Source organism: Haloterrigena salifodinae, from assembly GCF_003977755.1.
Lineage (GTDB): Archaea > Halobacteriota > Halobacteria > Halobacteriales > Natrialbaceae > Haloterrigena > Haloterrigena salifodinae.
Window position 1 is genome coordinate 1 of the sequence record NZ_RQWN01000001.1, and the last position, 17,356, is coordinate 17,356.

Sequence of the window (17,356 nt, forward strand, 5' to 3'; positions counted from 1 at the left end):
CTGTCCGAGAGGGCACGTGCCGGGCAGCGACGCACCACGGGGTAAGAGCTGAACGCATCTAAGCTCGAAACCCACTTGGAAAAGAGATACCATCGAGATCACTCGTAGAAGACGAGTTCGATAGACTCGGGATGTACGCACCAAGGCAACGAGGTGTTGAGTCCGCGAGCACTAACCGATCAAGCCACACACTCATATCGCATCTGGATCAGACCCGGAAACGGGTCCAGGCGCTAACTGGACTACACGTACAATCACGGTCACATACCACCGATATTGGTATTGCGGCGGTTCGATTCCGTCGATCGGCGTTGAGGCGGCCACAGCGGCGGGGTTCCACCCGTACCCATCCCGAACACGGTAGTTAAGCCCGCCTGCGTTTCGGTGAGTACTGGAGTGCGCGAGCCTCTGGGAGACCCGATTCGCCGCCATCCACTCATACTCTCATCATCACGCCCCGCACAGCACTGGCTGTGTGGGGCTACTCGTATTTATTCCGTAGTGATATCGCTACCAGTCGTGTTTATCTCTAGCCCTCGGCACAACGGTTCCCGTTCCAATCGGACCAAATATTTTTGGAGCGGGGCTTATTCGGGTGTGTGGAAAACCGTATAATATGGAATCAGAACGTCTCTCCTTGGACATCGTATACGGACTTCTTTCCGAGGCGCGCTGTCGATACCTCCTCTACTACTTTTTAAAGAATGACCACGCGAACATCGAGAGCATTTCCTTACAGATCGCCGCTTGGGAACAAGGCGAATCGATCGAGGTCGTCACCGAGGCGCAAAAACAACGTGTGACGACATCGCTGGTCCACAGCCATCTTCCGAAGCTCGAGGACCACGATCTCATCGAACACGACAATCGGACGGGGGACGTGATCGTTAGCGACGGGTTCGACGAGATCAGCGAAACCGTTCGTCAGGCGCGCGCGAGCGAAGACGAAGTCACGGTAACAGGGTCATCAATGGAATCGTTCCTGTACAGCGAACCGGTTCCCTCTTCGAACAGGGAGCAGTAGTAGAGCACGAGCGACTCGGCTCGCGTTCGGAAACCGCGAGTCTCTACCACGAGTCGACGCCGCGGAGACGGTCGCCCAAGGGGAATGGAGCGTGTGGGTGAGATACCCACAGTGATGAATGCTAACGCACAGGGTATTACACGTTTGCTCGACTTGCAGTGGATGAAAGCGGAGCTGCCGTTCGGAAATCGGTATCGCCCGGAACACTAACGTCCAGCCTCATCCCGTGGCGGCGTGCCGCGTCGGCTGGCTAACCCTCGTGCCGGGCGGAGAAGCGGTCGTGCTCCTCGAACGGGTGGGCGAGGCCCACCGGATATCGCGTGCCCGGGTTCGCCGTGCTGTCATCGCACCCGGATGGGTAGACTCGGACGGGGACTAAAGGCACGCACTGGCCTTAGGAGGTCGTCCGGTTTAACTCTTCCATCGTCCGATCGGTATCGGGTCCCTTTCAGTCGGGGTTCGGCGCTTCGGCGACGGTCCCCTCGTTTTCCGAAAGCCACTGGTCATAGGTTTCGGCGTCGACGACCACGATCTCACCTTGCATCCGCGAGTGGCCGGCGCCGCAGAACTCCGCACAGACCACGTCATAGCGGCCGGGTTCGTCGACGACGGTCCGTGCGCGAGTGTAGTCGCCGGGGAACGCGTCCTGTTTGACACCCAGATCCGGAATGAAAAGCGAGTGGATAACGTCGTCACTGGTCAGCCAGAACGTCACGTCCTCGCCGGCGGGAATCACGATCTGGTTTTCAGTCGTGACGTTGGCGTCTGGATAGGTTGCCTGCCACTCCCACTGATAGCCGCGGACGTGGACCTCTTCGTCGCCGGTATCGGGGAGGTCTTGGAATGAGTCGAACCCCTCTTGGCTTCGATCGTCGGTGTCGATTGCCTGCGACGGCGAGATATAGGGGTTGACGAGGACGGAGTAACCGGAGAGGCCGACGAACAGCAGGATAATCGCCGTCGCGGCGGTCCAGGTGATCTCGAGCGCGGGGTCCTCGGTCGTCGGCTGCGGATCGTCGTTGTCGTGGAACTTGACGGCCGCGTAGATCAGGATCATCAGGACGAACAGCGTAAGCGGCAGGGCCGCGTAGAGCAACTGATACTCGAGGCCATCGATGAGTTCGCGGTTGGGCGACTGCGCCGCAACCGTACTGGTCAGCGCGACAAGCGCGGAGAGCGCTGCGGCGACGAACGCGACGGTCGTGCGACGGCGGCTACTCATTGACGGCGGTTCAACGACCGGCGTGTTATACGTCGTTCATCGTTCGATGAACAGTCAGCATTTCGAACCGTTTTAGACGGAGACTGGGGTCGAACGCCTATCAAAATGGGTGACAGTCACTCTCTCGTCAGTTCATATTTATTGGGGTCGGTGGTGAGCCTATCGCTATGCACGGCGACGAGCGGCGCGATCGAAACGACGGTGGTCTGCGCCGATGAACCGCGCGCTCATGGAAGTCTCGTTGTTCTCGGTCGTCGTCATCGGCTGTCTCCTGACGATCGTGTTGGCGCGACGCGCTCGAGGCGAGCCGTCGCCGGACGGGGGATACGCGACGGGACACCGTCGCGAACTGAGTCTGGCCGAGGCGAAGGCGGCCGCGATTCGCTGGACGACGACGACTAATCATCGCGAAATAGGACTGCTCTACATCGCGTTCGGCACCGTCGCGGCGATCTGGGGCGGGATCGACGCGATGATGATTCGGACGCATCTGCTGACGCCGGAGGCGAACCTCTGGACGGAGCAGACGTACAACGAACTGTTTACCATGCACGGGCTGACGATGCTGATTTTCTTCGTCACGCCGGTGTTCTTCGGGATTGGAAACTACTTCCTGCCGCTGCTGATCGGCGCCGACGACATGGCGTTTCCGCGGCTCAACGCCATCGGGTTCTGGCTCCTCCCGCCGTCGCTGTTGCTCGCTCGGCTGGGAATCGTCGCCGAAGTAACGGGGGCAGTGCTCGCGGTTGCCGTCCCAAACGACTGGTTGTCAGTTCTGCTGGCGTTTCAGGAACCGGCGATCGGGTGGACGATGTATCCGCCCCTGTCGCTGGCGCCGAACCCCCAGACGAACTTCCTGCTGTTGGGCCTCCACTTGAGCGGCATCGCGACCACGATCGGCGGGATCAACTTCATCGCGACGGTCGTCTACGAGCGCGACGAGTCGATCGGGTGGGCGAACCTCGACATTTTCTCGTGGAACATGCTCATCACGAGCGCGATCATCATCTTCGCGTTCCCGTTGCTCGGCACCGCGTTGCTCATGTTGCTGCTCGACCGCAATTTCGGAACGACGTTCTTCGCGGTCGAGGGCGGCGGGCCTATCCTCTGGCAGCACCTGCTGTGGTTCTGGGGCCATCCCGAGGTATATATCATTTTCCTCCCAGCGACCGGCCTGATGAGCCTCATACTCCCGAAATTCGTCGGCCGGAAGCTGTTCGGGTTCAAGTTCATCGTCTACTCGACGATCGCGATCGGCGTCCTCTCCTTCGGCGTCTGGGCCCACCACATGTTCGTGACCGGCGTCGACCCCCGCATCCGGGCGAGTTTCATGGCGACGTCGATCGCGATCGCCGTTCCCAGCGCGATCAAGGTATTCAACTGGATCACGACGATGTGGAACGGCGACGTCCGGCTGGCCGCGCCGACGATCCTCTGTGTCGGCTCGGTCGGGCTGTTCATCGTCGGCGGCGTAACCGGCATCTTCCTCGCGGTCATCCCCGTCGACATCGTCTACCACGGCACCTACTACGTCGTCGGTCACTTCCACCTGATTCTCATGGGGATCATCCCGTTCATGATGTTCGCGGCCAGTTACTACTGGTACCCCATGATTACCGGGCGGATGTACGACCGTCGGCTCGCGATCTTCCAGTCGTCGCTGCTGGTCATCGGCTCCGGACTCACGTTCATGACGCTGATGGCGCTCGGCTTCCTCGAGCAACCCCGTCGGTACGCGACCTATCCGGCGGAGTACTCGGGGCTGCACGTCGTCGCGACCGTCGGCTCGTTCATCATCGGGATCAGCGTACTCATGTGGCTCTACAACATGCTCTGGTCGTACTTCCAGGGGGCGCGGGTCGAAACCGCGGACCCGTGGGAGCTGAAGGCGACCCAGCAGTTCACGCCCGAGTGGCAGTGGTTCGAGGACCGCCTCGAGCGCAAGCACGGGATTCCGCCGAGCGAACCAGAGGAGGTCCGGCCGTCGTACGTACCCGCCCAGGAGGAGCGGCCGCCGTCGCTGTACGGTCGCATCGTGCCGGTCGCCCGACGCGCCCTGAGCGACGCGGGCGCGGGCGCGGCCGGCGGTTTCGTCGGCACGCTACTGTTGACGGGCGTCCTCCTCGTCGCGGTCGCGTTGGGCGTCTTCGACCTCGAGTCCTTCGCGAACCTCGCGACGCTAGTAGGGTTGCCGGCGAACCTCGCGCTCGGCTACGGGCTCTTCCTCTTCGCAGGCATGACGGTCTGGCCCCTGCTGTTCCTCTCGCTCGGTGAGTACTTGCCGGGCGAACTCACGTTCATCACGGGCCTGTGGTACGCGACGGTCATCGCCTCGGGATTCGTCATCGCCTTCTACACCGGGCAGACCGGCCTTGAGCTGGTAACCTATCTCGTCTTCACACTGCTCGCCCACTGGATCTACGGGCTGGGACTCGCCGGGATGATCACGTACCTCGGCGGTCGCCGCCCGACGTCGCCGGAGGGGCCTCGATGAGCGACGACGACGCCACGCCGTCCGACGCGGACGAGCCACCCGCCACGGACAGTACCGGTCCCGTCGAGCCGACCGCGTCGTCGGAGTCGCTCATATTGACCTACGCCGCCCCTTTTCTCGGCGTTCTGCTGATCGCCGTCGGCCTCCCCCTTTCGATCGTCGGCGGCTACGTGGTCGTTCAGGACGGCCTCGGGCTGTGTGGCGAGCCGACGATCGCGGCGACACCCGCCGACGAGTACGACGAATCGCTGGCGACCATCGACGAAATCCCCGCCGAACAGCTCTCGGCGGCCGAACGGAAGGCCCTCGAGGAAGCGATCGATAGTCCCCTACAGGAGGGGGTGGTTTCGGGCGAGGTCGAGAACCGGGCGGCGTTGCTCGAGGGCGCCGTCGTCGAGTACGAAGGGACGCGGTACTACGTGCAGATCACGTCCCAGAACTCCTGTCTCGAGGTACAGCCGTTGTTGTTCCCGATCGGCGCGGTGGCGATCTTCATGGGGATCGGCGGGGTGTTGACGCCGCCGATCTACCGAAAACTGGCGGGCTTCGAGGAACGGATGCGGCGATAAGGCGATTGACGGCTTTCGTCGCCGCGGTCGCGGAGTCGTCTTCTTCGAGAGCACGCGACGGTCGCCGAGCGCTCGGCTTACTGGTTCGAGTCGGTCGCGTTCCCGTCGGAGGGCTTCGAGTCGGTCGTCTCCGAGATTCCGGTCGCGTTCGAATCGCCGGCGGCGGCGTCGTCGGGTCGGCTCGGCGTGTCGTTCGTCATCGGACTCGGCTGCGGGGCGATGACCTCCCCGTCGCCCGGCTGCTCGGGGAGATAGGAGAACTGTCCCTTCCCGTCCGGCGCCTCGCCCTGGGTCCACGGGTAGCCGGGGTCGGGCTGCTGTTCGCGTCGGGTCGACATGAACGCGTAGTTGTACTCCTGGTTTTCCTGTTCCTGCGGGAAACTCGCGGGCACCGGCACCGGATCGTCGAGGGACTCGAGGGCCTCGAGCCACTGGTTCTGGTGCATGGTGTCCCGGGCGATGAGATAGGCGAGCATGTCCTTCATGCCGGGATCGTCGGTGTACTCGTAGAGTCGGGTCGCGAGCGTGCGCCCGGTCGCCTCGGACATCACGTTCGCGTAGAGGTCGCCCGCGAGGTTACCCGACGCGACGATGTAGTTGCCGGTGAAGGGGACGCCGTTGCTGTCGACGGGCATCGCCGACTCGCCGGCCGAGAGGAACTGGCGGGGGTTTTGCCCGGTCATCGCCGCGGCCGTCGCCGCGGTCTCCTCGGCCTCGTCGCTCATCTGCTTGGCCGAGCCGCGGAGATTCTTGGTGACCGCGGTGGCGAGCATCTCGATGTGACCCAGTTCCTCCGCCGCGGTCTCCATCAGGAGGTTCCGATACTCCTCGTAGCCTTCGGGGAGCGCCCAGGCCTGGAACATGTACTGCATCGCGACGCGCATCTCCCCTTCCTGTCCGCCGATCGCCTGCTGGAGAAGCTTCGCGAAGTGCGGATCCGGTTCTTCGACGGTAACCTCGTACTGGAGCTCCGGTTCTTGGAAGAACATCCAGCTCTCACTGGCCAGAGCCATTGAAATAACGCTGTCACTTGCCAGTGCGGCGTTGTGTCAGCATGGAAAATCATTATCCCATCGTCGGTGGTCGAGAACACGGAGCGAACTCATGCGCCAGGATACGTCAGGGTCGACGACGCGGCGAACGTTTGTCAAGTGCGGCCTCCTGTCGACCGGAGCGCTCGTCGGCACCTCGAGTACGGGTGTAGCCGACGGGTCGCGGCCCGAGTCGACCGAGAGCGCGGAGCAACCGATCGAGCAGGGCGTGATGCGTTCCTACCAGCACGTGCCCGACAGTGCGATCACGGTCGGGGAACCCGTCGACTGGCGACCCCGAGGACTCGACGAGGCGACCGGCCGCGTGGTCTCGTACGACGCCGCGCCCTCCTTTCGCGCGCTCCTGTTTACGACCGCCGGCGGTACCGGCGACGGTGGCGATGGCGGCAACGGCAATGGCGACAGCGGCGGATCCGGTTCCGATCCCCTCCAGCCGGGCGATTCGCTCTCGCTGGGTGCCGTTCGCGGATCGCCGGAGACGGCGAATTCGCAGTACGTCACCGTCGACCTCGGGGTCGACGAAACGGCCGCGCCGAGCGCCGACTAGTCGACGACCGCCGATTCGGCTCCACACCCGCGGCGGCCGGCCCACCGGGGTTTTTCCCCGCTGGCTCTCGTACCCCGGACTCGAGGTGATATCAGTGGCCGAACACGAGAAGCGACGGCGTGCCGCGGCGAAGTGCGCCGGCTGTGGCCGGATCGGTATCGTTCACGTCTGGCCCGATGGGACGCACAAACCGCTCGGGCAGACGAACTTCTGTGATTGTTCCGACCCGACGCTCCGACTCCTCGAGGAAGAGCGCGAGGCGGGCGACGATCTCCCGTAGCGAGGGAGACGCCGATGGGACCACAACGTAGCGCGACGGCGATAGCGGGTGTATCGTCGCGCGACCGAGTTCGCGGGCCGTTCAAACGGTCGCGCCCACGTAGAGGACGAGCACGAGGAACACCCAGACGAAATCGACGAAGTGCCAGTACAGCGAGACGGTCGCGACGGAGGTGTCCTGATCGGGGCCGTAGTGACCGCGGAGCGCGCGCCAGCACAACACGGCGATCCCGCCGACGCCGAGCGCGACGTGAAAGCCGTGGAGCCCGGTCAGGCCGTAGAAGGCGGTCCCGAAGACGCCGCTAGTGATCGAGAACCCCTCGTGGACGACGAACTCGTAGTACTCGTAGACCTGACCGCCGAGGAAGACGATCCCGAGTACCAACGTCGTCCCGAGCAGTCCGAGGAAACGGCGCCGGTTCCCCTCCTCGAGCGCTTCGTGCGCGTAGTGGAACGTGACGCTGCTGGCGAGTAGGATCGCGGTGTTGACGATCACGAGCGATCCCAGCAGCGCCGGCAGTTCTTCTGGCGGCCACGCGCCGACTCTGACGAAAAAGTAGTAGATGAACAGCGCGCCGAACGTCGAGACGTCGGTCGTCAGAAAGAGCAACGTCGTCCAGACATACGACTCTCGAGACGACCCGCCGACGGCCCCCTCTCTCGCGGGCGCGAGAAAAACCTCGTCGACCCAGCCGGCGATGCCGGCCAGCAGGACGATCGTCCCGACGACGGCGAGGGCGACGCCCACGAGCGGCGGCAGCAGGCCCGTTTCGTTCCCGAGAATCGCGATCGCGGCGCCGCCGTAGAGCCCACCGGCGCCGACGGCGGCGACGAGCGGCCAGCGACTGCGGTGTTCGTGCTCGTCGTGATCGATGTCGGGTTGATGAGGGCTATCGGGGCCGACGGGCCCGTCCGGATCGTGCCCGGCCGTCGCGCCGTCGCTCGAGACGCCGTGGCCGCCGCCGTCGGTTCGAACCGGAGCCGTCTCGAACGCCGTGTCGTCGTCCGAACCGCTCGCGTCGGTGCGTCGATCCATATCCGCAGTCCAACGTCGAGCCGGAAAAAGGATCGCCGCTTACGCGCCGGGAGGGTGTTCGTACGAGCTCCCGCGCGTCCGTCGCCGTCGGGTCCTCGAGTATCGGTATCGATACCGTCCGTTCCGCAACCGTCAGCCGGCGTCGGATCGCGATTCCCGGTCCGTCGCTTCGCGTTCGTCCGCCGCGGCGTCGGCGCTCGGTCCCGCGGCGTCCGCGGGCGCGCCTCGCGTGGCTACCGGGTCGCGAGAATCGTGTTGCGGTTCTCGAGCAGGTCTCGAGCAGTCCCCACGAGAGGTTCCGGAGGTCGTCCAGACATCGTAGCGGGGAACGAGCAGGATGAGGGCCCCGAGTCAGGCGACGCACGCGCCGGAGAGATACCGACGAGTGCGGTCGCTGTCGATAGCTGGCACGTGTTCCCGTACGATCCGACTTCCCCTCAGTGCTGGTTTTCATACAACTGGCCGGGAACACGAAGTCGCGGGCGAACCGAGGCGAGCGGAACGCGAGACTCAGTAGAAGTACTCGTCCTCGCGCAACTGGACGTAGCCGCCGTCGCGGTAGGTGAACTTTCGGCGCTTGTACTCGAGGAGAACCTTCGAAGCGCCGATTCCGGCGGAGTAGCCGCGGCTGACCAGGCCCTCGCCGTCGCCGCCCTGCATCCGGTTGACGATCTCGAACGTGCGGTCCCAGTCGGCGGGTTCGTACTCCCTGACGATGTCGGCGAAGGAGACGTTACGAAGGATCTCGTCGCCGATGGCCTGCTTCCAGACGTCGTTGTAGTTCGCAAGCGAGTCGGTTCCGGCGAGCCGGCCGGCGATCTTCCCGGTGCGGACGGCGACGTGGTAGCCGCCTTCGTGGAAGGCCGAGGTGGTCCCCATCGCGCCGCCGGCGACGGCGATGTTGGCGCCGACGGGCGACTCGATCGGTCGCGTCGAGGAGATGGGGTACGTCTCGGTCCCCTTCGACTTCCCGCGGTCCTCGACGCGCGGGATGTCCGTCTCGATGTCGTACTCGTCGCCGTACTCGCGCTCGAGCAGGCGCCGGATGTACTCCGCGCCCGAGGGGAGCTTGTCGTCGTCGTGCTCGAGCAAGGCGTAGGCGGCGGGGTTTTCGACGTCCTCGAGTTCCATCCCGATGGGCATGGTCAGCCCGACGCGGGCGACCGTGCCGTCGTTGGGGAAGACCCACGGGTAGGCGGTCTCGCCGGGCATGTACCCCCACCAGAACTTGAGGGTGTCCTCGAACTCCTCGAACAGTTCGGGGGGGAAGTCTCGATACTCTTGGTAGGCGATGTGGTTTGCCTCCGGCGGCGAGAGGTAGTCGGAGACGCTGCGGCCGGGCGCGGTGAACTGGTCGAGCGCGTCGAGGGTGATCCGGCGCTGGGGGCCGTCCGCAAGGACGACGTACTGGGCCTCGAGTTCGTCACCGTTCGAGAGGGTCAGCGTGTGGGTTGGCCCCTTCGGGCTCGAGGCGCGGAGGTCAGTATCGAGGTTCTTGACGCCCGTCCCGACGCGGAGGTCGGCGCCGGCGTCTTCGGCGCGCTCGTAGAGCCAGTCGTCCATGCGCGCGCGGTGGAAGGTGTAGCCGAAGTTGGGGTAGCTGGCGTCCATCCCCGTATTCGTCAGTTCGACCGACGTCGAGGGGCCGACGAACTCGGTCGCCTCGAGTTCCCGTAAGATGACGTCGTCGGGAATCTCCCGGTAGTCGAACTCCATGATATCGATCCAGTAGTCGAGCATCCCGGCGGCGTCGGTCGAGTCGGGCCCGAGGCCGTCGCGGTCCTCCCGCGGGACGCCTTGTTCGAAGAGAACGGTCTCGGCGCCGTGGGCGGCGGCCCGCTCGGCCGCGGACGCCCCCGCGGGTCCGCCACCGACGATCGCGACATCTACGCGTTCCATACTCCGTAGAGGTCTCAGCCTCCCATATTAAAATGCTTGAAACAGACGGCGACTGAACTGAACGGAAACGAGCGGTAGCCGCGCCGAATCGGAGATCACGTGATCGATTCCGGTTTCTCGACGTGGAAGGGGAGACTGGCGTGACCGTCCTGTTGAAACTCGGAGATGATTCGGTTGAACTCCTCGTAGTCGACGACGTTCTTGTAGACCATCTTCTCGATGATCCGGCGCCGATACTCGAGGTCGTCGTAGATGTCGCGCGTATCCTCGTAGCCGTGCAGCGTCGCGATCTTGTCCTCCAAGAGCACCGAGTTGTTCATGCCGGTAAACTCCAGTTGGTCGTCGACGGGATCCCACTCGAAGACCTTGTTCGTGACCAGTCCGCCGAGTTCGCTCGAGAACTTGTCGATTTCGTAAATGCTCGTACAGCGCCGGTAGTCGTCGCTCTGGATGAAGTTTTGAAAGATCACGAGGTCGAGATTGTCCAGGTGGGAGTAGGGAACGTTGATCGGGTTGCCCTTCAGCCGCTGGACTAAGCTCTTGATGTTGCCGGCGTGGAAGGTCATCATCACGGGGTGGCCCGTTTGGATCGCCTGGAAGGCCATTCGAACCTCCTCGCCGCGGGCCTCGCCGATGATGATGCAGTCGGGCCGCGAGCGAAGCGCGGCGGCGACGAGGTCGAAGAGGTCGACCTCGTTGCTGGTCCCCTCCCGCGTGAGGAGCTGTTGCCAGGTGTCGTGGGGCGGGATGACCTCGGCGGTGTCCTCGGCCGTGAAAATCTTCGCGTCGTCCGGGATGAACGACGTCAACGCGTTGAGCGTCGTCGTCTTCCCCGACGCGGTCTCCCCGGCGACGATGGCGCTGGTCTCGTTTTCCATCGCCAGCCAGAGGTACGCTGCGGCCGTCGGCGAGAAGGTTCCGCCGCGGGTAATCGCCGTCATCGTCAGCGGGATTTCGTCCTGCTGGCGGATCGTCATCGACGGCCCCTTTACTGAGACGTCGTTGCTGAACACGACGTTGAATCGGGAGCCGTCGGGGAGGGTTCCGTCCGTGATCGGGTCGGCGTCGGAGAGCGGGTCGCCGATCCGTTCGCCCATCGACCGCAGGAAGTGCTCGTACTCGTACTCCGATCCGAAGTCGATGTCCGTCCGAACCAGGCCGAAGACGTCGTTGTAGACGTGGAGGTTATCGTGGGCGAGTACGTGGATGTCCTCGTTACTATCGTCGAGCAAGACCGGCTCGAGGGGCCCCAGACCGAGCACGTCCCGCCGGAACTGATACCGCAGTCGCTCGTAGGTCCGCTGGTCGACCGAGATCGGCCGCCGAGAGAGCGCGCCGCGGAGCCGACCGAGGAAGCCGTCGACGGCCGACCGCTCCTCCGGCGGCGCCTCCGTCGTCACCGAAACCACCGGCTCGAGGACCTCTTCGATGTCCTCGCGGTCCACGTCGCCGGGATCGGTCACGTTCTTGTTTAGCACCCGGTTTTTCACCTCCCGGAACAGCGTGACCTCGTCGTAACTCAGGGAGGGTTCGATCGCGTAGTAGATCGGGTCCTGATCGGTCGACCCGTACACGTGGGCGAAGACGAGATCATCGATCTGCCAGCAGTAGTTGGGGTGGTCGACCGTCGTGTTGTGGTGGTCCTCCGGTTCGTCGATGTACCGCGGGTAGACGTTCGTTCGGTCGTGAAACGCGGTGACGTGTTCCTCGAGGTGCGGATGGCGATCCATCTGCTCCTCAAGGTCGCTCGAGAGACTCGTTTCGTCGAAGTCGCCGGGATCGATTTGCCAGGCCATCGATGCTAGGTGTTGTTCGTCTGCCGTCCGGTTCGAGAGACGCCCCGCGTCGAACTGCGAGTCGGCCCTCGAGGCCGCGGACGGAGGTGCCGACGGGATGCCGGCCGGCGGTCCGCGGTGATCGGGTCGAGTGGCGTCACAGTGTTCGCTCGGTGCCGTTCGCGCCGGTCACGCGGAGTTCGTCGGTCTGCGGATCGTACCGCAGTGATCGTCCCGCGTCGCCGCCGGTATCCTCGGCGACGACCTCGACGCCGTTGTCGGACAGTTCGCGCCGGGCCGCCTCAACATTTCGGCTGCCGATCGGGGTGTCGACCCGATCGAAGTCGACCATCGTCGCGCCGCCGGCGAGCTTAGCCGAGGCCGACGAGAGGTCGCCGCCGGTCGCGACGAACGCCGAGAGCATCGCGGCGATCCCCGTGTCGGCGAACTTCGCGTCGCTGTGGTTTTGCCCGTTCGATTCCGCGGCCCGCGGGAGCATGAAGTGTAAGAGGCCGCTGACGCCCCGGACGTCGTCGTGGACGACGAGACCGAGACAGGAGCCGAGTCCGCTCGTCCGCAGCGGTCGCCCCTCGTCGGTGATCGCGTACTCCGCGACGCCGACCGAGATGGGGTCTGCCGTCGGCTCCGGGTCGTCGGAGTCGCCGAAGACCGGAATTTCGAAGTCGTCGTCATCACCGTCGCCGTTGTCGCCATCGGCGTCGCTGTCCTCGTCCGCGCTCGAGTCGTCCGCCGACTCGCCGTAGACGGGGACCTCGACCTCGTCATCGTCGCCGTCGTCCTCGTCGTCGTCGGTCGCCGGCGTGTAGACGCTGATTCCGAGGTCGTCGGCGTCGTCGCCCTCGTCGTCAGCCCCGTCGTCGGCGCCGTAGATGGTGATCCCGCCGTCCTCGTCGTTCGCGTCGTCGCTCATCGTTGGGCCCAGTAGTCCGCGATTTCCTTCGGGCTGAGCAGCAGGTAGACGTCGCAGCTGAGATCGCCCGCCGTCGATTCGAGCAGCCCCTCGAGGCTGAGGACGAACCGTTCGCCCGGTCCGAGGTTCGCGACCACGTCGTTGACGATCGACGACCGCATGTCGTCGACGATCGTCGGCTCGCCGGCCCGGACCGCTACCTCGAGCCGGTCGGCAATCTCGTCGACGAGGCTCGTCGTCACCGCGGCGCCGACCTCGTCGGTCGATCCGTCGCGGTCGTCGAAGAAGGTGATTGCGGAGCCGATCGGCGGATCGACGAGTTCGACCACCGCGCCGAAGCTCTCCTCGTCGGAAACCGTCTCCGACAGTCGCTCGGCCGGAACGATATCCAGCGTGTCGACCGCGACGTCGGCGTCGAACTCGGTCGTTTCGAGGAGGTGGTCGCCGATCGACCGCGGTTCCATCCCGTCCAGCGCCGTCAGCACCTCGAGGAGTTCGTAATCGATCGCGCTGGCGTCGGGGTCCGCGCCGAACTGGGTGCGGGACGTCGCCTCGTCGAGGAAGAGGAACATCTGGAACTCGATCTCGTCGTCAGGCGTCACGATCGAACTACGCTGGGAGAGCACGTGCTCGGTCTCCTCGAGGAGTTCGGATCGAACGCCCTCCTCGGGGTCGAACGCGCTCGAGACGACCGACGGCGGCGACATGACGATCGACTCGCCCTGGACGTTCGCCCAGCCGTCGACATAGCCGCTGACCATCACGTTACAGATCTCCTCGACAGCCGACTCGTGTTTCGACGTGTAGCCGTCGTCCGAGGGCAGCATCGGCATGAACGCCTCGGCGAGTTCGCGGGCGCTGGCGCTGTCGAGGACGGTGACGACCTCCCCCTCGAGATAGCCCTCGAGGGAGATGGAGATGGCGAGTACGTCGTCGCGCTCGAACTCGTCGATCACCGCCGTCGCGGCGACGACGTGTAAGCGACTGCAGTCGACCGAGGTGTCGACCCCGGTCAGCCCGGAGAGTCGGTCGCTCGCCCCGTCGGCGCCGTCGATGGCCATCTGGTCGAATTCTTCTAGCTTTCGTAAGTCGAGTTTCATACTCATGGTTACAGTGTCTCCACGTCGAGGATCATCACGACCTCGCCCTCGCCGAGGACGGACGCCCCGCTAATGCCGGGCGCACCGCTCAGGATCCCCTCGAACGGTTTGATAACGACCTCCTCCTGTCCGACGACGTCCGAACAGCGGATGCAGACCTGACGGACGTCCGTCTTGATCCGGATCACCATGTCGTCGTCGGAGCGCTCGGCGTCGCCGACGTCGAGGGTGTCGTCGAGCGCGATCAGGGGGTACACGCGGTCGTCGTGCGTGATGATCTCCTGGCCCTCGATCGTCTCGATGGTGAGGTCCTCGAGTTCGGAGATCTCGTCGATGTTCTTGATCGGAATGCCGTACGTTTCGTCCCCGATCGTCACGAAGAGCACTCGGACGATCGCCACGCTGACGGGGAGCGTGAGCGTGACGCTCGTGCCCTCGTCAGGTTCGCTCTCGACGTTGATCGTCCCGTCGACGCCGCGAACGACCTCGTTGACGACGTCCATCCCGACGCCGCGACCGCTGACTTCGGTCACCTCGTCGCGCGTCGAGAACCCCGGGTGGAAGATCAGGTCGTAGACTTCGGACTCGTCGAGGACATCGATCTCCTCCTGGGTCATGATCCCCTTCTCGACGGCCTTCTCCTTGATCCGCTCGACGTCGAGGCCGGCGCCGTCGTCCTCGACGGTGATCGACACGCGGTCGCGTTCGCGCTCGCCGGTGAGGCGGATCGTCCCCTCGCGGGGCTTGCCCTTCTCCTCGCGGACCGCCGGCGGCTCGATCCCATGGTCGACCGCGTTCCGAATGATGTGCATCAGCGGGTCGCTCAGTTCGTTGAGGATCGAGCGGTCCATCTCGTTGTCGACGCCCTCCATCTCGAAGTCGATCTCCTTGCCCTGATCGCGCGCGAGGTCGCGGACGACCCGCGGGAAGTTGCCGACGATCTTCTCCAGCGGAACGAGGCGGATCTCGAGGACCGTATCCTGCAGGCTCGAGGTGATCTTGCCGTGTTCCTCGAGTTCCTCCTCGGCGGAGACGAGTCCGCTCCCCTTGATGATCTTGCGGAGCTTGATCCGACTCGTGACCATCTCCTCGACCTGGTTGTAGAGGCGGTCGACCTGTTCGACGTCGACGCGGATCGATTCGACCTCCTTGTTGCGCCGCGAGGCGATCGACGTCTCCTCGGAGTTCGATTCGTCGGAGTCGTCGTCGCCGTCCTCGCTTGACGTGTCAGGAGCGGTCTCGACTCCGCTGTCGACCGTCTGCGCGGGCGTCTCGTCGGCCGTCTCCGTCTCGGTCGCGTCGGCGACCGAATCGACGGTCACCGATTCGACGTAGCGACTCTCCTCGTAGAACGACGCGATCTCGTCGCCGTCGTCGGCGGCGTCGACTGCCAGTTCGACGTCGAACGTGCCGTCGAACTCGCCGTCCTCGATCGTGTCCCGATCGGGAACGGTGTGGACCAGCTCGAACGCGTCGGCGTCGCCCGTCGCGTCGAGGACGAACATCGCGTCGACGCGTTTGGCGTCGGTCTCGCCCACGTCGACGGTCGCACGGTAGCGAGATCGGCCGTCGTCGTCCGCCGCGTCGTCGACCGCGGTGGCGGAGTTCGCAGCTGGCTGTTCGGTCGCCGCTTGAGCGCTCTCGCCGTCGATCGAAGCGCGAATCGATTCGATCGTCTCCGCGGGATCGGTCGTCGGCTCGCCGTTCTCGGCGATCTCGTCGACCATCAGCTCGATCTGGTCGACCGCCTCGAAGACGAGATCCATCCGCTCGGAGGTTACCTCGAGCCGGCCGTCCCGGATCTGGTCGAGGAGGTCTTCGACGGCGTGTGATAGCTCGCTGGCCGTGGCGAAGCCCATGATGCCGAAGTTCCCTTTGAGGTTGTGGGCGACCCGGAAGACGGTCTCGATCGCCTCGTTACCGTCGGGATCGTTCTCGAGGTCGAGCAGGGCGTTGTTCAGCTTCTGGATGTCCTCCTCGCTCTCGTGGACGAACGTGGTGATGGCGTCGCTCACCCGGACCACCCGTCGAGCGCGTTAACGATTCCTTCGGCGAGCCGTTTCTCCGGCAACACCATGTCGACGTCGCCGGTTTCGACCGCGCGGCCGGGCATGCCGAAGACTCTGGAGGTCTCCTCGTCCTGCGCGATGGTCTTTCCGCCGGCGGCCTTGATCGCGGAGAGTCCGGCCGCGCCGTCGGCGCCCATACCGGTAAACACCGCCCCGACGAGGGGCCCGGAGACCGCCTCGGCGGCCGACCGCATCGTGACGTCGATCGCGGGTTTGACGTTGTGGATCTTGGGCCCGTCGTCGTGGGCGACCGCGAGCTCGCCGTCGCGATCGGCCGTCACCTCGAGGTGGCGACCGCCCTTTGCGACGACCGCGTCGCCCGCCCCAACCGTATCGCCGTCCGATGCTTCTCGACACTCGTATGCTGTTCGCTCGTTCAGACGCATTGCAAAACGTCCGGTGTAGTGGTCTGTCATGTGTTGTACGATGAGAACTCGTAACTTCGCTTCTCGCGGCAGTTCTGCGAGCACCCGTTCGAGGACCTGCGGTCCGCCGGTCGACGACCCGATGACGACCGTCGATCCGTCCGGGACCCGGTCGGCCGGAACCGTCGACTGAACCGGCTCCGCGCCGGCGTCCTGGGTAAGCGTCGTCGGATCGACCGCGGCCGCGGCCCGAACCTTCTCGACGATCTCGTCACGCTGGGACCAGATGTCGACCGAGAGCTGCCCGCTCGGCTTCGCGATGAAGTCGACGGCCCCCCGGTCGAGGGCCTCGAACGTCTCCGACGCCCCGTCGTTTGCTCGAGCGCTGATCACCAGCATCGGCGTCGGTCGCTCGGCCATGACCTCTTCGATCACTTCCAGGCCGTTCTTGTCCGGCATGCTGATGTCGATCGTCGCGACGTCGGGATCGCGCTCTAAGATCGCGCGGACGGCGCTGGTCCCGTCCTCGACCGCCTCGACGACGTCGATTCCGGCCGCCGTGAGAATCTCGGAGAGAATCTCGCGCATAACGCCGGAATCGTCCGCGATAACGGCGCGAACCATCAGGAGACGACATCGTGAATCGCTTCTCGGATCGTGCTGTTCTCGAACGGCTTCATGATGTAGCCGTCAGCCCCGGCCTCGATCGCCGGCTTCATCCGCTCCTGTTGGGTCACGCTCGTACAGAAGATGACCTTGATACCGGGAGCTTTCTCCTTGATCGTGGCCGTCGCCTCGACGCCGTCGATGCCCGGCATCACCATGTCCATCATGATGACGTCGACGTCGTAGGTGTCGACCGCTTCGATCGCTTCCGCTCCGTTTTCGGCCTCCGCGACGACGGAAAACTCCTCCTTGATCGCTTCTTCCAACACTTCTCGCATCACTTCGGAGTTATCGACGATCAGTACCTTCACTGTCATAGTGGTGGCCT

Annotated in this window: 15 protein-coding genes and 2 rRNA genes; 7 read left to right on the top strand and 10 right to left on the bottom strand. The window is 64.5% G+C overall.

The genetic code is table 11. The features are described 5' to 3' along the window. The 3 genes from EH209_RS24345 to EH209_RS00010 all read left to right on the top strand — a co-directional run. A 23S ribosomal RNA gene (locus EH209_RS24345) occupies nucleotides 1–195 on the top strand; the annotation flags it as partial. A gap of 117 nt (nucleotides 196–312) precedes the next feature. Continuing rightward, nucleotides 313–434, top strand: a 5S ribosomal RNA gene (gene rrf / locus EH209_RS00005). 182 nt (nucleotides 435–616) lie between these two features. Then, entirely contained in the window at nucleotides 617–1,024 is a 408-nt protein-coding gene (locus tag EH209_RS00010; RefSeq protein WP_126660973.1) for a DUF7344 domain-containing protein, read from the top strand. Between the two features lie 448 nt (nucleotides 1,025–1,472). Here the strand turns inward: EH209_RS00010 and coxB are convergent, their stop codons facing one another. Continuing rightward, nucleotides 1,473–2,246 (bottom strand): cytochrome c oxidase subunit II, encoded by a 774-nt coding sequence (gene coxB / locus EH209_RS00015; RefSeq protein WP_126660974.1) that lies wholly within the window; start codon nucleotides 2,244–2,246, stop codon nucleotides 1,473–1,475. A gap of 214 nt (nucleotides 2,247–2,460) precedes the next feature. Between coxB and EH209_RS00020 the strand changes: the two genes are divergently transcribed. Both EH209_RS00020 and EH209_RS00025 read left to right on the top strand, forming a co-directional pair. Continuing rightward, nucleotides 2,461–4,740: a DUF6789 family protein gene (locus EH209_RS00020; protein WP_126660975.1), complete on the top strand. Its 2,280-nt coding sequence runs from the start codon at nucleotides 2,461–2,463 to the stop codon at nucleotides 4,738–4,740. Further along, nucleotides 4,737–5,309 carry a hypothetical protein gene (locus tag EH209_RS00025; RefSeq protein ID WP_126660976.1) on the top strand — a complete coding sequence of 191 codons (573 nt, stop codon included), beginning with the start codon at nucleotides 4,737–4,739 and terminating at the stop codon, nucleotides 5,307–5,309. The genes EH209_RS00020 and EH209_RS00025 overlap by 4 nt, the downstream gene beginning before the upstream one ends. A gap of 77 nt (nucleotides 5,310–5,386) precedes the next feature. Here the strand turns inward: EH209_RS00025 and EH209_RS00030 are convergent, their stop codons facing one another. Beyond that, nucleotides 5,387–6,298 (bottom strand): manganese catalase family protein, encoded by a 912-nt coding sequence (locus EH209_RS00030; protein ID WP_126662481.1) that lies wholly within the window; start codon nucleotides 6,296–6,298, stop codon nucleotides 5,387–5,389. Between the two features lie 115 nt (nucleotides 6,299–6,413). Here EH209_RS00030 and EH209_RS00035 point away from each other — a divergent pair, with 115 nt between their 5' ends. Next, complete coding sequence (locus EH209_RS00035) at nucleotides 6,414–6,908, top strand: hypothetical protein (protein WP_126660977.1); 495 nt, start codon at nucleotides 6,414–6,416, stop codon at nucleotides 6,906–6,908. Between the two features lie 94 nt (nucleotides 6,909–7,002). Continuing rightward, on the top strand, nucleotides 7,003–7,188 hold the full coding sequence (locus tag EH209_RS00040) for a hypothetical protein (protein ID WP_211338304.1): 186 nt from the start codon (nucleotides 7,003–7,005) through the stop codon (nucleotides 7,186–7,188). Between the two features lie 81 nt (nucleotides 7,189–7,269). Here EH209_RS00040 and EH209_RS00045 read toward each other — a convergent pair whose 3' ends face one another. The 8 genes from EH209_RS00045 to EH209_RS00080 form a co-directional block, all read right to left on the bottom strand. Then, nucleotides 7,270–8,223, bottom strand: a complete 954-nt coding sequence (locus EH209_RS00045; RefSeq protein WP_126660978.1) for a cytochrome c oxidase subunit 3 — start codon at nucleotides 8,221–8,223, stop codon at nucleotides 7,270–7,272. 510 nt (nucleotides 8,224–8,733) lie between these two features. Then, nucleotides 8,734–10,122, bottom strand: coding sequence for an NAD(P)/FAD-dependent oxidoreductase (locus EH209_RS00050; protein WP_126660979.1), 1,389 nt, complete (start codon nucleotides 10,120–10,122; stop codon nucleotides 8,734–8,736). Between the two features lie 95 nt (nucleotides 10,123–10,217). Then, nucleotides 10,218–11,918: a type II/IV secretion system ATPase subunit gene (locus EH209_RS00055; RefSeq protein ID WP_211338305.1), complete on the bottom strand. Its 1,701-nt coding sequence runs from the start codon at nucleotides 11,916–11,918 to the stop codon at nucleotides 10,218–10,220. A 136-nt stretch (nucleotides 11,919–12,054) separates the two neighbouring features. Beyond that, nucleotides 12,055–12,828 carry a chemotaxis protein CheD gene (locus tag EH209_RS00060; RefSeq protein ID WP_126660980.1) on the bottom strand — a complete coding sequence of 258 codons (774 nt, stop codon included), beginning with the start codon at nucleotides 12,826–12,828 and terminating at the stop codon, nucleotides 12,055–12,057. Further along, nucleotides 12,825–13,934 (bottom strand): chemotaxis protein CheC, encoded by a 1,110-nt coding sequence (locus EH209_RS00065; protein ID WP_229380157.1) that lies wholly within the window; start codon nucleotides 13,932–13,934, stop codon nucleotides 12,825–12,827. The genes EH209_RS00060 and EH209_RS00065 overlap by 4 nt, the downstream gene beginning before the upstream one ends. 2 nt (nucleotides 13,935–13,936) lie before the next feature. Then, nucleotides 13,937–15,952: a chemotaxis protein CheA gene (gene cheA, locus EH209_RS00070; RefSeq protein ID WP_126660981.1), complete on the bottom strand. Its 2,016-nt coding sequence runs from the start codon at nucleotides 15,950–15,952 to the stop codon at nucleotides 13,937–13,939. Continuing rightward, entirely contained in the window at nucleotides 15,940–16,986 is a 1,047-nt protein-coding gene (gene cheB, locus EH209_RS00075; protein WP_126660982.1) for a chemotaxis-specific protein-glutamate methyltransferase CheB, read from the bottom strand. Before cheB ends, cheA begins: the two co-directional genes overlap by 13 nt. Beyond that, nucleotides 16,986–17,345 carry a response regulator gene (locus EH209_RS00080; RefSeq protein WP_126660983.1) on the bottom strand — a complete coding sequence of 120 codons (360 nt, stop codon included), beginning with the start codon at nucleotides 17,343–17,345 and terminating at the stop codon, nucleotides 16,986–16,988. The genes cheB and EH209_RS00080 overlap by 1 nt, the downstream gene beginning before the upstream one ends. Nucleotides 17,346–17,356: the final 11 nt, after the last annotated feature.

Excerpts from the sequence above, each read along its gene's own strand:
- EH209_RS00065 (WP_229380157.1), bottom strand. The coding sequence starts at position 13,934 with ATGAGTATGAAACTCGACTTACGAAAGCTAGAAGAATTCGACCAGATG.
- coxB (WP_126660974.1), bottom strand. The coding sequence starts at position 2,246 with ATGAGTAGCCGCCGTCGCACGACCGTCGCGTTCGTCGCCGCAGCGCTC.
- EH209_RS00035 (WP_126660977.1), top strand. The coding sequence starts at position 6,414 with ATGCGCCAGGATACGTCAGGGTCGACGACGCGGCGAACGTTTGTCAAG.
- EH209_RS00060 (WP_126660980.1), bottom strand. The coding sequence starts at position 12,828 with ATGAGCGACGACGCGAACGACGAGGACGGCGGGATCACCATCTACGGC.
- EH209_RS00080 (WP_126660983.1), bottom strand. The coding sequence starts at position 17,345 with ATGACAGTGAAGGTACTGATCGTCGATAACTCCGAAGTGATGCGAGAA.
- EH209_RS00020 (WP_126660975.1), top strand. The coding sequence starts at position 2,461 with ATGAACCGCGCGCTCATGGAAGTCTCGTTGTTCTCGGTCGTCGTCATC.
- EH209_RS00055 (WP_211338305.1), bottom strand. The coding sequence starts at position 11,918 with ATGGCCTGGCAAATCGATCCCGGCGACTTCGACGAAACGAGTCTCTCG.
- cheB (WP_126660982.1), bottom strand. The coding sequence starts at position 16,986 with ATGGTTCGCGCCGTTATCGCGGACGATTCCGGCGTTATGCGCGAGATT.
- EH209_RS00045 (WP_126660978.1), bottom strand. The coding sequence starts at position 8,223 with ATGGATCGACGCACCGACGCGAGCGGTTCGGACGACGACACGGCGTTC.
- EH209_RS00025 (WP_126660976.1), top strand. The coding sequence starts at position 4,737 with ATGAGCGACGACGACGCCACGCCGTCCGACGCGGACGAGCCACCCGCC.
- EH209_RS00010 (WP_126660973.1), top strand. The coding sequence starts at position 617 with ATGGAATCAGAACGTCTCTCCTTGGACATCGTATACGGACTTCTTTCC.
- EH209_RS00050 (WP_126660979.1), bottom strand. The coding sequence starts at position 10,122 with ATGGAACGCGTAGATGTCGCGATCGTCGGTGGCGGACCCGCGGGGGCG.
- EH209_RS00030 (WP_126662481.1), bottom strand. The coding sequence starts at position 6,298 with ATGTTCTTCCAAGAACCGGAGCTCCAGTACGAGGTTACCGTCGAAGAA.